This window comes from Deltaproteobacteria bacterium (genome assembly GCA_029860075.1).
Classification (GTDB): domain Bacteria; phylum Desulfobacterota; class JADFVX01; order JADFVX01; family JADFVX01; genus JAOUBX01.
On sequence record JAOUBX010000050.1, the window covers coordinates 1 to 13,899 of the forward strand.

Genomic DNA, 13,899 nt, shown 5'->3' on the forward strand with positions numbered 1-13,899 from the left:
CGGGAATGGTAAATATATTGTTAACTCTATGAAAAGGCAGCAAGAAAAAAACTTTTTCCTTGCTAATAGATGCGTTTTGCCATTGACAGGGGTACTTCTAATGGGTGACCCTGTATGGTTTTTTACAGGGAGGAAAGAATGCCAATAAGAAAAGAACTGCTGGACGAACTATTAGCAAATTATGAGAAGCCGGAGGATTTATTAGGGGATTCGGGCATATTGAAACAGTTAAGCAAAGCGCTTATCGAAAGGTCTTTGGAAGGAGAGATGACTCATCATCTGGGCTATCCAAAGCACTCACCTGAAGGGAAAAACAGCGGGAATTCCCGAAATGGAAGAAATCCAAAGAATATTAAGACAGGCCATGGTGAGTTGTCCATCGAAGTGCCCCGTGACCGCAATGGAGAATTTGAGCCGGTCATTGTCAAGAAGGGGCAGAGCCGTTTCGATGGATTTGACGACAAAATCATCTCAATGTATGCCCGCGGGATGACAGTACGAGAGATTCAGGGGCATCTGGTAGAGATTTATGGGGTAGAAGTTTCTCCAGATTTGATTTCCGATGTGACGGATGGAGTACTGGAGGAAGTCAGGGAATGGCAGAATCGTCCCCTGGAAGAAGTTTACCCCATCATGTATCTGGACGCCATTCGCGTAAAAATCCGTGACCAGGGGCATATTGTGAACAAAGCCGTCTACCTGGCCATCGGTGTCGACATGGATGGACAGAAAGATCTGCTGGGTATGTGGATTGAACGTGAGGAAGGGGCCAAATTCTGGCTCAAAGTTGTTACCGAGTTAAAAAACAGGGGTCTGAAAGATATCTTTATTGCATGCGTGGATGGACTCAAGGGATTTCCCGAAGCCATAGAGACGGTTTATCCGAAAACACAGGTTCAGCTTTGTATCGTGCATATGGTGAGAAATTCACTTCGCTATGTTTCCTGGAAGGACCGCAAAGGCGTTGCCAGTGACTTGAAGGCCATCTACCGTGCTGCCACAGAGGTAGAAGGCGAGGCGGCCCTTGACGCCTTCGAGAAAAAATGGGATGAGAAATACCCTTTGATCAGCAAATCCTGGCGAAACAACTGGGTTCGTGTCATTCCCTTCTTTGCCTATCCCGAAGAGATCCGAAAGGCCATTTATACAACTAATGCCATTGAATCCCTGAATATGACGCTGCGAAAGGTCACCAAAAACCGGGCCTCTTTCCCAAATGATAATGCGGCAATGAAATTGCTTTATCTTGCGATACGAAATATTATGAAAAAGTGGTCCATGCCGATCAGGAATTGGGGAGCAGCGATCAATCAGTTCGCCATCATTTTTGGAGAAAGGGTACCATTAAAGTAGATTGACCAAATTCTCATTTACACAGAAAACTTGACATGCCCATTTCTAACGATTAAGTTTTGTTCTGATATTTAGATTCCTATTCACTTGCTTTTATTCTCTTTTCAACAAGTTTAATACCATCCTTGAGTTCTTGACATTCATTGTATATTCTTATGATATCTAAATTATCAATAAAATATTTACACTTCTTCCCTTTAATATATGTTTTCCCGTAACGCTCAAAAAGCTTTGATAGGTCTATATGTGTATATTTTTCTGGAGGTTGGTATTTAGAAGGATTTCTCTCTTTACGGGGAGCTCTTAAATACCTGTAAATTCCCTCTATATCGTAAAAAAACCAAGACTCTATCATTTGTGTTGCAATAACCTTATCAACAGAAATCACATGTTTTTCTAAAAGAGGATTTTCACAAATTGATTTGGATAGTTCATTGATATCAAGGGGGGGATTGTGGTCTCTGCTTTCTCTATCTACACAACAGAAAATACGAATTACATACTCTTTGTTTTTATTTATGAAGTCGAATGCTTTACCTAGAACTTTTCTATGAATATTTGAGTTTCCATGGAGATTAATAATTCTTTTCTTTAAAGTTGGAAAGTGTCTTGCTATTTCTTTTGTATAAAATTCTATTTCTGTTTCACCTTCGACAAAAAACAGAGAAACTTCTTGTAACTTCTTGTTTGTGCCTTTTTCTTTCAAAGGCATTAAAATTCAACTCCCTCATCCTCTTCAAACTCAGTTTCGAGAAGATCACCAAAGTTTATATATCCACTTCGCAATCTTTTGTGAAGTTCTTTGATATTTTTTATTTCATCAAATGTTGTGCTGCCATCATCTTTAATTCTAGCAATAATTACATTCTCAGGACTTACCTGATTTAATATATACGATGAATGTGTTGTCGCTATTATTTGTGTTTCAGTTGACTTTTGACGCAAATATGTCATTAGAGTTTTAAGTGCCTTGGGATGCAAACAATTTTCAGGCTCTTCTATGCAAAGGAGTGGACCTTTCCTATCCGGGGATAGTAATAAGATCAAAATTGCCACAACAATAAGTGTCCCATCAGATAAACTATTAATTAACGTATATCCTTGGCCTTGCATTTTTAAAGCTAAAAAGCAAATTTCATCGGGCACTTCTTCAACTTTTTTTCTTAAAACAGGTGGTGCTTTGAGAATTTCAACTAATACATCCTCAAGGTCTAGTATTTGGCATAGAACGTTCTTAAATTGTTTGTATAATGCTTTGTTTTCATATATCTTTTTTACAACTTCTACTAAATCAAAAGAATTGATCCTTGGTGAGGTAAATGGGATTTTGACACCTTCCCCAAGTTGTTCTCTTAACTCGTTTGGTTGAGGAGCCGTTACACTAGTACGGAAAATGCGCATCATTATTGTACTTGCTTCTATAAAATTAGAATCTATTTTATCTCTATCAGGATAAAGCTGGGGAAGTAGAGTAAAAACAGACATTTCATTATTTATCTCATGACTAACTATCTTATTTAAAAGCTTAACCTTAACTATATTTTTATCTCTGGTAAATAATTTAACGGCAGGTCCTGTTTTTCTCATATTTTTTAAGGTTAACTCCTCATTAAGAATACCTAATCGAAAATCATCCTCTGCCGTTAATGAACCTAGCACAATAGAATAACCTATTTGCATATGAGGTTCAGATGCTTCAACTAAAAAAGATATTGTAATCGGTTTTTTTTTATATTTTTTGAGTAGGCAAACTATAATGCCACGTTCCAGCATCCCGCCTCTAAATATACCTTTGATTTCCTCTTTAGAACCATCAATTATTGTTCTAATTAAATTAAAAATTTCTAAGAAATTACTTTTTCCACCATTATTAGGTCCTACAATTATATTGAAATCATGCAGAATTACCTTACAATTAATAAGATTTTTATATCCATCTACAAAAATTTCTTTTATTTTTGGTTTTAACATAATATCCTTTGTTTTTTTGCAGTATTAGAGGTATATATGCAATATTTACCATGCTTAATGCTCTAATGCAAGTAGAAATATGATGTAGTTAATATTTTGTCAAGGATTTGAAAAGTAGTATAAAGGAAGAAGTTTGGAGATAAACTACTTATGGGTCACTAAGGGTCGTAGGAATTCTAGGAACATCCATGATAAGTTTCGTAATGTCGGCATTGCCCACGAAATTAAATGGGTGATGTACATCTTGCATAACTTATCAGCCGCTAGTGTTTTTTATGCCATTCCCCAATTTCAATTGACCCAATCCGTTTATTCCTCATGACATCCAAAATAATGTCAATCCCATCTTCTCTTTCTAATATCTTGTTGTAGTCAAAATCCCAATCGCTTGAATCCGGCTCAATAAAATAGGGATCACCGCAACCACATTCACAGAAGCCAACAATAGTTGTACAAGATTTTAGTGAAGCTATAATTTCTGTTTCTTCCGGAATCTGTTTTTCTGCGAGTTTGATTAACCACGCTGGGTCATATGGAAATGGTGCTATTTGATCTTTAAATTGTTTCTTCATATCAAAAATGATTTAGTTGCTATTGGTTAAGCTATTAAGATGTGACCTTATAGCTTTTACGCTTTATATTAGCTTTTCACCATTTGTTGCCCATCTTTTCCTTACAAAGGAATTAAAGTTAGCACCTTTAAGTTCCAAATTGTCTGCATGTTCCATGACTACAATTTGCGGTGTAAATTGACAATCTTCTTCAATTTCTCGTATGGTTTCTACTAAAGTATTGAAAATATTTTGTACTTGAATAATATTTTCATCGTACTCTTCTTCATTGTCATCAGTTTTTTGAAACTCTTTGGGAAAGTAAACTTGACTTGGTTGATCTATAAAAAGAATAGAAGGGATACAAGACTTGCTCTCTTTACAAATCAAATGAAGTAATGCCAAAAATAAAGATAAATGACAAGCTAACCAGTTTGCCCCACTTCCCATTTCAGACAAATAAATTTTGTTATGGTCCTTTAAATGAAAAAAATTAAAGTCTTCAAGCCTGAAGTGTAAATTCTCTGGTTTTAATTCTTTTTCAAAATCTAATTTTCCACAAATTTCATTCATTCTGGAATATAAGAAAGCATCTGCTTTACTAAATTTCGTTCTTAAGTCATAGCCATCTAATTTTTCCTTCAAATCATTAACTTGTATCTGTAAATCTTTAAGGTCGATTGTATCTCTTGCCAAAGTATTTTCGTCAAGTACTTGTTTGATTGTTGTCTCTATCGTTCCCTTTAGGATCATAGACTGATCTCTTAATGGTCTTCTTTGTTTTAACTCTTTATCTTGATCTTCTAATTGATTGATTGACGCTGTTAAACTGCGGATATCTCTTTTAGACTCGTCTCTTTCTTTTCGCAAGTTTTGGAGTAGTTCCGAATTGTCTTCCTTATATGTTCCCGTTTTTAACAGTTCGTCTCTCAGACTGCTCCTTGATTCTTTAACAAGCGTCAAGGTTTCATTGAATGATTTGACTGGGTTATGGCATATGGGGCATTGATTATTTTGAAGATCTGCTTCAATAGCATTTGTTGAGCTTATTTCTTTTACTTTAGATACATAGTTTATGGCAATATTTTCTATCTCTTCTAGTTCATTTATTTCTTTTTCAACCTCATAAAGACGATCTTGTTTAAGTTGCCTCTGTTTTTTTAAACTATTTATGCGATCTTGTAGTCCGGTAGAGCTATAAGCTGTATCAGGCATTAGAGGCAAATTTTGGCCTTTTGCTTTTAATTCAGCGAAAGACAAGTCCCTATCAATCTCCAAACCTAATAAAGCATAGTAGTTTTCAATTAAGTTCAATAACTTATTTTTCAGGACATCTTTATTCTGCTCGATTTTTCTCTTTAATCTTTTTTCTGCTTTCAGTTGTTTCTCTTTTTCTTCCTTCTCTCTAATTAGACTGTAATATTTCCCATCAACCCAGTTCATTAAAATCGGGATTTCGTTCAGCGTTCGTTGCCTTTTTTGAAAATCATCGAACCTGTAAAATAATGCATGCTTGTTTGCTATTAGGTTTTGATGCTGGAAAATTAATGAGGCAAAGCTCCTCATCGTAGCTTTGCCTGTTTTTCTAAATTCATCTATATCTTCCGTTGTATCAGTTACTGCAAGCCCCAAATGTTTTTCAACATCGCTTTGCACTTCCTTAAGGGCTGTTAATTGGTGTTGTTCAAAATATCTAATAGAAAAATCATCTAAAAACTTTTTATCTGTTTCAATTGCAAAATATGCCTTTCTCCAATTAGCAGTGTTAGAACCTGGACGGCCTATTACTAATAATTTATCTTCAACCTCAAGAACTATTGAAAACAAAGAAGCGAATTTATCAATTTTACCTTTGGGTATGCCGGACCGAGAAGAGAATAGACAGTAATCAACTATTTCTATTAGAGCACTTTTACCAGTCTTGGAATCTCCTGTAATGATATTTAGTCCCTCTTTTAAATCAACCTCTCTTTTGTCCCCTTTCTCGCTGAAAAGGATTATTTTCCTAATATGCGCTTTCATATCGTAGTTACCCCCATTCTCAAAAAAACGGATTGGTAATTCTGCTTCCCTAAAATACATCCCCAGTTATAGGCCGCTTTATATTTTTGTTTCAAAAAAAGATCGTTTTCTTTTTGATAATTTATGCATTCACTAATATTGATATACTCCCCTATATTGAGCTTTTCTGTATTTCCAAGATAAATCAGGCCCTGATTTGTTATTTCCCTATAGTTTTCTATACGTTCATTAATACCGATTAAACGTTCTTTTAAATCAACTTCTTTGAAAACAGTTGTTAATGTAGAAGTTTTTTTTGAATTTGACAGCTTCTTGGCTATTTTATTATCTAATACAAGTGGCAAAGCAAAAAAGATCAACTCAAATTTAATTCCTTTGTCGTTTACAGCCATAGCTCCACTTATGAAGTAATGTAACAATCTTGAAGTCCATTGCGGGGAGTACATTATTGCTTTTAAGGCGCTTGCTTTCACAAATCCTCCTCCTCAAATCTCCATTTAAAGCCTTCTTCTTCAACGATATTATGAACGCGGCCTCTTTGATAATATTGTTTTATTGGTTGTACGTCATCTATAGTTAAATTTGGTATATTCAAACAATTATCATAGAGTTCTCTCGATACTTTGTGCGCATCGTCTGTTCCAATGGCTGAAGAGTTAACCTTTTCAGAGTACGTAATTTTTTTATCTTCTAATTCGTCTTTTAAGTTGTCATCAAAACTATCTAAATTAGTATCAATCGCTGGTGTGTTCTCAAGCAATTTTATGCGGCTCAAATTTGCCCGTAAGTAATTAGAAATTGCCCTGTCTATTTTTCTTGAATAGTTGATAACTCTTATCTCTTTCACAAATGTAAAAGCTTTTCTTTCGCTTACATCAACTTCATTTTTCTCTACAACAGGGAAGGGCAAATCATCTTTTATGTATGGTCTTGTTAAGTGCTGAAAATCTCTGTTAAAAACGTTCTTTTCAATATGCCATCTGTTGGGATTGTCAATTGCTTTCTTTGTAATATAACCAATTAATCCTTCAATACATCTGTCTTTATATTGGTCAGGTATGGTTATCATTGCTGGATGGTTTTTTAATTGAAGAACCTTTTCATTAATATTAGGTTGTTCATATTCAATTTTGAATTTATCTAAGATTGGCATTAATTCTTTTTGATCAATTTCAAAAATCTCAACAAACATTTCCTTAATTGTTTTTGTTGGTGTGATATTTTTTAGTTTTTCAAGTTTGGTGTTTTTATCAGAATTGTTCCAGTTTTTAAAGATAGACGTACTTTTAACTTTGGCTGTTGTATGCAAAATTAAATGATTAAACTGATTGAGTAGATGTTTTTCTCTTACGAAATTTCTGAGTGTTTTCCAGAAATCAACAGAAACGTCAGTGAGATTTTCATTTTCTAAATGATGCTTTATCTCCGCTGAAGTATCTGAATCAGCTACATCTCCAAAACATTCAAGCCAAATAAATTCATTGGGTTTTGCTTCAAAACACTTTTCTAGTGCAATGAGTTTTTGGTATTCAATGCCTAAGATTTTCTTAGTAGCTTGATTGGCAAAATTATCTTTTTTCACGTGTTTAAATTTTTTTTGAGTTTGTGATTATTCTAGTATGTCCATCCCGCTAGACAATAATTAGGGACAGCCACTATTTAAAGTTAAAATCAAAAAAGCCCGCCACCTTTACCGGTACGGGCTATGAAGTTTAGACCTTGTTGTTGATTTCCCCCCCCCCTTAAAACTGCTTTAAAGGAGTATGCCCACCGGTTTTTGACAGATATTTTATATACAAGTGTCCTCTTTTGCAATATTAATCACACACGTATGGAGATAGTTTTAAAGTTCAGAGTTCAAAGTTCAGAGAGTGGGGATTTTGGAATGCGGATTGAAAGGCATGGAACGCGGATGACACAGATTTAGCGGATTTTCACTGATTTGATTTATGGATTCCCAGGAATTCCCCAATTTAAAAAAATGGATAAAAGAAAAATGTTGCATTGTATCGGGACTTAATAGAAGATAGAGGCTCTTCCTGAGAGAGAATGAAGAATATATTGATAAAAAGAAGTCACTATTCGTTAAAATCGGAAGAAAAAAAGAATTGAGGCCAGGCAAAATGTCATTTAATGAAAAAACGGTAAAGCAATTATTTAAGGATTTCATTGCAGAACTGGATCTGAAAAAAGGTGACATAATAAAGCGTGACCATTTTTTCAGGTGGTTCGAAGAAAACCATCCGGAAATAAAAAGTGCAGCAATTTCAACTCACTTTCTTATCATGTCAAGCAATGAACCAAACCGTACCCACTACGACATTGACCCCCATGGTAAAGATGATCTCCTCTATCAAATTAATTGCCAGAATTTTCGTTTATACGATTCAATCAGTGATCCCCCCCCGATCCATAAAGAAAAATGACAGAGTCGGAATCGATTACCTGCGGGAAAACAGGGCTGTTAAATCATGCCCCTCCCGCTCATTGCCCGGACGAGCCGGACTCTTTTCAGTACCCCCTTGAGGGGTGTAAGTGCCTTAACGAAATATCTATTGCAGAGAAACTCTGCAAGTTATTTCCAAGTTACTAAAAAAGCCCGCCACCGTTCCCGGTGCGGGCTTTGAAGTTTAGACCTTGTTGTTGATTTTCCCCTCCCGTTAGAAACAGATTTCTAACGGGACAAGCCCACCCAAGAAGGAATTTTATTGCCCCCGTTAAAGGTATGCTTCTCTAACAGGGTTTTTGACAGATATTTTATACATGAGTGTCCTCTTTTGCAATATTAATCACGTATGCAGAAATATAATTGATAATTGAAAATGGATAATTGATAGTTAGAATTTTGGATTGATTCAATTGCGGATTTGCGATTGCGGATTGCGGAGTGAAAGGCATAGAACACGGATTTAGCGGATTTTCACTGATTTGATTTATGGATTCCCGACTTCACCCCAGGAGTACTTTGTCACTGCGTTCGGGCGTACTTGAAATGACATTATATTCTCTGCGCCTTGGCGTCTCTGGGCGAGACTGTTTTTTTCAACCAATCTTCTGAACTATAAAAAAGCTCATTGGCTATCCATGAATTGAGGTGAAAATTTAATAGATCCGAAAGTTAAATTAGCAAATGATCTTACAAAGTGATAGGATCGATTATGGGGTGAGAATTTGTTAACGCTTCACATGTAAGGAGGCCTGACATTGGAAACACCTTTTCCTTCGGGAAATCAAAAGGATATCTCATCTAAATGCCTTCAACTCCTCGTTGATTCCGCCCTATATGGCAGGATATCTGCTTCAATGAGAGGGCTTTTCTGTCTTACCATCAAGCTCTCCCCTCTAATTGCGGGCATAATGCTATCTTTACAAACAAGCAGCACATATGCCGCTCAACCTTTTATTGGAGTCTCAACGAATTGGGCTCTTCTTAAAGGGGAGGAGAAGTCAACAGGGTATGATGTGGCGGAAATGAACAGCGATGAAGAGCTGGAGCCTGCATTGTCCGTAAAATCATTGAATAACTACATTGCAAACAGTTCATTTGGTTATTTTGTAGAATTCGGTATAGAGTCATATTCTCTCTCAGGATCAGGAGAAGATAACACAGGCATTGATGGAGAGTATTTGTACTTAACACCCACAGTTTTTTACGATTTTCTCAAAAACAGTTCTGGTGATCATTCTTTCAAAATAGGCGCGGGGTTTGGTCTGGGATATATGTCAGCCGAGGGCAGAGTCATGGTTGAGGGTCCGGGATTACCTATCAAGACCATTGATGGTAAAGATTTTGGTACGTCAATTGGTCTTATGCTGGAGTATAAGTATAAAAACTGGGTCTTCCAGGCTAAAGAATATACGCCTGGCGCCACAATAGATGGTATCGATTTTATAATAGAGTTACCAACTTTTATTTTAGGTTACAGGTTTGATTAGAGAAAAACAGCGATAGGGACCATTTAAATTATTAACCCCGGAACATTGCTGGTGCGGGCTTTGAAATTTAGACCTTGTTTTTGATTTTCCCACCGTTATTTGACACAAATTCTATACGCCACTGTCCTCTTTTGCAATATTAATCACAAATGCGGAAATATAATTGATAATTGAAAATGGATAATTGATAGTTAGAATTTCGGATTTGCGATTGCGGAATGCGGATCATTCAATTTTGGATTTTGGAATTCGGATTGCGGAATGGGAAAGGCCGTTGCGGGTTACAGGTTGCAGGTTACGGGATTAAAATCTTTTAATCCTCTATATCCTGTTAATCCTGTCAAAAAACTTTTTTAAGATTTCTCCCTTCAGTCGAAATGACAAGAAAAAATGTGAGGTGCCTTTTGATGGGTTGCGCTTCGCTCAACCTCCTCAAGCCGCCAATTTATGCCAGCCTGCATCGTCGTATCCTAAAGAGACGATAGACGGCTCCGTGGCGGTCTTTGAAGCGAGTTCTTCCATGTGGTCTTTGTAATCGTCAATTTTTTGCCCCATAGCGACGAGAGAGCGTAATAAAAGTTCGCTTTGTACCTGCATGGGTACGGGGGCTTTGCTGCTTTCCCAGCGTGAAACCTGCTCTGGCCGGACGTGCAGTTTTCGGGCAAAATCCGCCTTGGACCAGCCAAGGGACTTCCTCAAGAAACCGATTTCAAGAGGGGTTAGCCTTTCCGGTTTGTTGACAAGTGCAACGGCGATGCAGCGGTGAAGACCTGCCAGGTTTGGAATGGAGACCAACTGGTTGCCGCAATTGGCGCAGCGCCTGAGCGGAATATCTTTCAATACCACATTGGGGAGGCCGCTCTCCTCGTAACGTATTGTTTCCGTACCTTTAACCATCTCCTCTTTTTTGCAGTCCGGGCAAATCATTCCAACCTCCATGCAGTAACAATCAATACTTCTTCTTTCGACAGGAATTCAATAATAACGGCTATCTTGTTCGTCCTCACCTGATGCCGCCAGGAACCGTTTTCGTATTCCGCTTCTTCTACGATACCTCCTCGAAGCACATTCTCACAGTCAACCATGGTGAGATTGCGTTCCTTAAGCCGATCTATGGCGTGAGGCCTTGAATAGGTTATAAATCCATTCGTTAAAATTTTACGAAGCAGCTTTTTTGCTTCATGCTTTGAATAGGGTTGATCCATATTTGACTATAGCAACAACAGCGATTGTTTTCAAGGCAAATATTGCGTTTAGCGCAATGGTAGGCTTGGGGCTTGCTTGGTTGGTTTGTTATTGATTTTCTCCCCTTAAAACTGCTTTAAAGGAGTATGTCCACCAGTTTGACACATAGTTTATACTTCAGTGTCCTCTTTTGCAATATTAAGCACGCACTTTTTGCGTGGTGTTAAAAAAAGCCTTCTTTCTTATTTTGATAGGATTAACGGGATTTAGGGGATTGTGTGGGGGCTGCGCTTGCTCTCTACTAACAACCATTAATTATTAGTAGATTTTTTATAATTATTTACATGTACCCTCTTTTTTTGCGAGGTCATAGTTTTCACATAGGCCTAATTGACAGGCCTTTTTCCAATCAGAGCAACTTCTTTTTTTGTCTTTATACTTAGCGGAAAAGGCATCCCCCCGATTTTTGTAGGCATCTTGAATTTCCGGGTCTAATTCGATAGCCCTGTTAAAGTCCGAAATAGCAAGGTCATATTGCCCCTTTTTGTAATAGACTTCTCCTCGTGTGTCGTATGCCTCAGCAAGTTCCGGATTTATCTCAATTGCTTTGTTGGAATCTGCAATGGCAAGATCGTACTGATTTGTCAGGGTATAAGTCCCTGCCCGATTGTTATAGGCTTCGGCGTAATTAGGATCTATCTCGATAGCCTTGTTATAATCAGAAAAGGCACGCTCATATTGTCCCTTTTTAGAAAATGCGTCACCTCGACTTACATAGGCATTAGTATGGTTTGGATTTAATTGGATGGCCTTATTGGAGTCCTTGATGGCGAGGTCATATTGACCATTTAATTTATATGCAATACTCCTGTTGACGTATGCCTGAAAAAGCCAAGGATTCAATTCAATCGCTTTGCTTGTATCCGAAATGGATTTATCGTATTCACCTTTACGACCATACATAAGGCCCCTGTTGTAATATGCCTTAAAATGCTTGGGGCTTAGTTCAATTGCCCTTGTAAAGTCCAGGATGGCATCGTCAAGCTTGTCCATCCTATAATAATGGAATCCCCGGCTATTGTAAGAAGCGGTATGCCTGGGATTTATTTCAATGGCTTTGGTTAAATCAGAAATGGCACGCTCATATTGGCCTTTCGCACCGTAAGCATTTCCTCTATTGTAGTAAGCTTTGGCATTCCTCGGTTCAATTTCAATAGCTTTGCTGTAATAAGAAATAGCGAGATCATATTGTCCATTTTTATAATAGTCATAGCCAGTGTTGTTGTATGCCTCAGCCTCTGAGCCTTTGCGTAACGGTCCTTGTGCAAAGACGCTGTCAGCAACAAACAAAAAAAGTAACAATCCCATGAGATAAATGAGTGATTCAGTATATCGTTTCATAAAATGTCTCTTTTAATTTAATATTTTATAGGAAAAAAGCGGGATTCAAGACTCACCCCTCTTATAATTCAACAAAAAAACGCCACTGCTAAAGATATTTTTCTAACCCCCGTTAGCGTTATGCTTCAATAATGTGGTAAATACACCAATTTTGACGCACATTTTATATTTAGTTGATAGGTTTTGCAATATTAATCACGCAAGCGGGAAGAGCAAAACCTTATTACCACGGAAAGTGCCGGAAGGTCACGGAAAAAAGATTTTATATTGCCACAGAGGGCACGGAGGGCACAGAGAGAAAATTTTTTGACAAGATTAACAGGATTTACAGGATTAAAATAATTTAATCATCGGTTAAAAGACTTTCGTTCAAATCAGCGAAAATCCGCTAAATCCGCGTCAGACCTGTTCTATTTCTTTTCTTTGCATTCTTGGCGGCTTTGCGCGAGATAAATCTCTTATGGATTCCCGACGGCTCAGGAAATGAGCGGTCGGATCTGCTTCTGAAGGTCGGGGTCCAGTTCGGTTGTTTCTTTCATTACATTGAATTGCATGGTTGCCTTTGCAACTTCAATGAGACTATCTTCAATTCGATATTTTTTTCTTTTCTTCAGCCAGTCCAGGACCTTGGCAAGGTGCCAGATGGCAGGTTTGCCTTCATGGACGGGGGTGGGGAATTCCGCTCCGCTGGCAATCATGAGCTTTCTCAGGTTTTGCCTGGTAAATCCGAGGAGCTTTGCTACATCAGTGAGGCCCACAAAGTCGGGTGTCGCTTCCACCAGAGCTGCTCCCGGTATGGCCCTTTTTACATCGGAAAGGGCACTGTAAACGGCGTCAAAGGCGTTTGATGCCTCGCGTGTGAAGCTTAAGGCAATGCGACCATTCTGGCCTATCCCTACGATGGCGTCATCGCAGCCTTCGGCGGCCAACCGCCCCAAATGTTTTTCGGGATTCTCCTTTGTATTCTTCAAAGAGAACTTTAATGTAAATTCATACTCTTTCATGACTTACTCCTCTTTATTAGGGGGCTCATTCCTGTTGTGCATTGCGCAGTTGTCAATTACCCGCCGGATTTGCCGGGTATGGTTCCCGGCATTCCTGGGAGTACTCCAGACACTGGTAATACAGAACTCGCCACACCTGCAATCCTTACTGTTATAAGGGCAATAAATTTTACCCCAGGCGTGTGAACCTCCTGTTTCAACACGCCATCCATTCGTCTCGGCATATTTCAGGGCTTCTTCAATTTCCTTTTTCGGATGCATCTTTCTCGGCATTCGTAGTTCATCTCCTGAAAGTATAACTATATTATTGGCAGGTTGTCAAGTGACAACCCGGTTTGTGTGCTGTGCAATATATTTAGCTTATTGATCTAAAGGCAGGACATATCCCTTTAACTTGAAAAAGCCCGACACCTTTACCGGTGCGGGCTTTGAAGTTTAGACCTTGTTGTTGATTTTTCCCTCTTAAAACTGCTTTA

At 37.9% G+C, this 13,899-nt stretch carries 14 protein-coding genes; 3 read left to right on the forward strand and 11 right to left on the reverse strand.

Annotated features, from left to right (window positions below; translation table 11 throughout):
• The first annotated feature begins 138 nt into the window (after positions 1–138).
• Positions 139–1,353, forward strand: a complete 1,215-nt coding sequence (locus OEV42_14165; protein MDH3975420.1) for an IS256 family transposase — start codon at positions 139–141, stop codon at positions 1,351–1,353.
• Between the two features lie 79 nt (positions 1,354–1,432).
• Here OEV42_14165 and OEV42_14170 read toward each other — a convergent pair whose 3' ends face one another.
• The 6 genes from OEV42_14170 to OEV42_14195 form a co-directional block, all read right to left on the reverse strand.
• Positions 1,433–2,065: a DUF4276 family protein gene (locus OEV42_14170; GenBank protein ID MDH3975421.1), complete on the reverse strand. Its 633-nt coding sequence runs from the start codon at positions 2,063–2,065 to the stop codon at positions 1,433–1,435.
• A complete protein-coding gene (locus OEV42_14175) occupies positions 2,065–3,324 on the reverse strand; it encodes an ATP-binding protein (GenBank protein MDH3975422.1) in 1,260 nt (419 codons plus the stop codon). Before OEV42_14175 ends, OEV42_14170 begins: the two co-directional genes overlap by 1 nt.
• A gap of 263 nt (positions 3,325–3,587) precedes the next feature.
• On the reverse strand, positions 3,588–3,896 hold the full coding sequence (locus OEV42_14180) for a hypothetical protein (GenBank protein MDH3975423.1): 309 nt from the start codon (positions 3,894–3,896) through the stop codon (positions 3,588–3,590).
• A gap of 63 nt (positions 3,897–3,959) precedes the next feature.
• Entirely contained in the window at positions 3,960–5,897 is a 1,938-nt protein-coding gene (locus tag OEV42_14185) for a DUF3732 domain-containing protein (GenBank protein ID MDH3975424.1), read from the reverse strand.
• Positions 5,894–6,370, reverse strand: coding sequence for a DUF6521 family protein (locus OEV42_14190; protein MDH3975425.1), 477 nt, complete (start codon positions 6,368–6,370; stop codon positions 5,894–5,896). The genes OEV42_14185 and OEV42_14190 overlap by 4 nt, the downstream gene beginning before the upstream one ends.
• Positions 6,367–7,479, reverse strand: a complete 1,113-nt coding sequence (locus OEV42_14195) for a hypothetical protein (GenBank protein ID MDH3975426.1) — start codon at positions 7,477–7,479, stop codon at positions 6,367–6,369. The genes OEV42_14190 and OEV42_14195 overlap by 4 nt, the downstream gene beginning before the upstream one ends.
• Before the next feature lie 541 nt (positions 7,480–8,020).
• Between OEV42_14195 and OEV42_14200 the strand changes: the two genes are divergently transcribed.
• On the forward strand, positions 8,021–8,323 hold the full coding sequence (locus OEV42_14200; protein MDH3975427.1) for a hypothetical protein: 303 nt from the start codon (positions 8,021–8,023) through the stop codon (positions 8,321–8,323).
• Positions 8,324–9,101: 778 nt separating this feature from the next.
• A complete protein-coding gene (locus OEV42_14205) occupies positions 9,102–9,833 on the forward strand; it encodes a hypothetical protein (protein MDH3975428.1) in 732 nt (243 codons plus the stop codon).
• 432 nt (positions 9,834–10,265) lie between these two features.
• Here the strand turns inward: OEV42_14205 and OEV42_14210 are convergent, their stop codons facing one another.
• The 5 genes from OEV42_14210 to OEV42_14230 form a co-directional block, all read right to left on the reverse strand.
• Positions 10,266–10,760 carry a YgiT-type zinc finger protein gene (locus OEV42_14210; GenBank protein ID MDH3975429.1) on the reverse strand — a complete coding sequence of 165 codons (495 nt, stop codon included), beginning with the start codon at positions 10,758–10,760 and terminating at the stop codon, positions 10,266–10,268.
• Positions 10,757–11,038 carry a DUF4258 domain-containing protein gene (locus OEV42_14215; GenBank protein MDH3975430.1) on the reverse strand — a complete coding sequence of 94 codons (282 nt, stop codon included), beginning with the start codon at positions 11,036–11,038 and terminating at the stop codon, positions 10,757–10,759. The genes OEV42_14210 and OEV42_14215 overlap by 4 nt, the downstream gene beginning before the upstream one ends.
• 316 nt (positions 11,039–11,354) lie before the next feature.
• Entirely contained in the window at positions 11,355–12,419 is a 1,065-nt protein-coding gene (locus OEV42_14220; protein MDH3975431.1) for a tetratricopeptide repeat protein, read from the reverse strand.
• Positions 12,420–12,895: 476 nt separating this feature from the next.
• Entirely contained in the window at positions 12,896–13,423 is a 528-nt protein-coding gene (locus tag OEV42_14225) for a DNA-binding protein (protein ID MDH3975432.1), read from the reverse strand.
• 3 nt (positions 13,424–13,426) lie between these two features.
• A complete protein-coding gene (locus OEV42_14230; protein MDH3975433.1) occupies positions 13,427–13,696 on the reverse strand; it encodes a hypothetical protein in 270 nt (89 codons plus the stop codon).
• Positions 13,697–13,899: the final 203 nt, after the last annotated feature.

What these genes read in the sequence shown, in the direction of transcription:
- OEV42_14225 (MDH3975432.1), bottom strand. Translation starts at nt 13,423, where the DNA reads ATGAAAGAGTATGAATTTACATTAAAGTTCTCTTTGAAGAATACAAAG.
- OEV42_14165 (MDH3975420.1), top strand. Translation starts at nt 139, where the DNA reads ATGCCAATAAGAAAAGAACTGCTGGACGAACTATTAGCAAATTATGAG.
- OEV42_14210 (MDH3975429.1), bottom strand. Translation starts at nt 10,760, where the DNA reads ATGATTTGCCCGGACTGCAAAAAAGAGGAGATGGTTAAAGGTACGGAA.
- OEV42_14175 (MDH3975422.1), bottom strand. Translation starts at nt 3,324, where the DNA reads ATGTTAAAACCAAAAATAAAAGAAATTTTTGTAGATGGATATAAAAAT.
- OEV42_14180 (MDH3975423.1), bottom strand. Translation starts at nt 3,896, where the DNA reads ATGAAGAAACAATTTAAAGATCAAATAGCACCATTTCCATATGACCCA.
- OEV42_14200 (MDH3975427.1), top strand. Translation starts at nt 8,021, where the DNA reads ATGTCATTTAATGAAAAAACGGTAAAGCAATTATTTAAGGATTTCATT.
- OEV42_14220 (MDH3975431.1), bottom strand. Translation starts at nt 12,419, where the DNA reads ATGAAACGATATACTGAATCACTCATTTATCTCATGGGATTGTTACTT.
- OEV42_14215 (MDH3975430.1), bottom strand. Translation starts at nt 11,038, where the DNA reads ATGGATCAACCCTATTCAAAGCATGAAGCAAAAAAGCTGCTTCGTAAA.
- OEV42_14185 (MDH3975424.1), bottom strand. Translation starts at nt 5,897, where the DNA reads ATGAAAGCGCATATTAGGAAAATAATCCTTTTCAGCGAGAAAGGGGAC.
- OEV42_14230 (MDH3975433.1), bottom strand. Translation starts at nt 13,696, where the DNA reads ATGCCGAGAAAGATGCATCCGAAAAAGGAAATTGAAGAAGCCCTGAAA.
- OEV42_14170 (MDH3975421.1), bottom strand. Translation starts at nt 2,065, where the DNA reads ATGCCTTTGAAAGAAAAAGGCACAAACAAGAAGTTACAAGAAGTTTCT.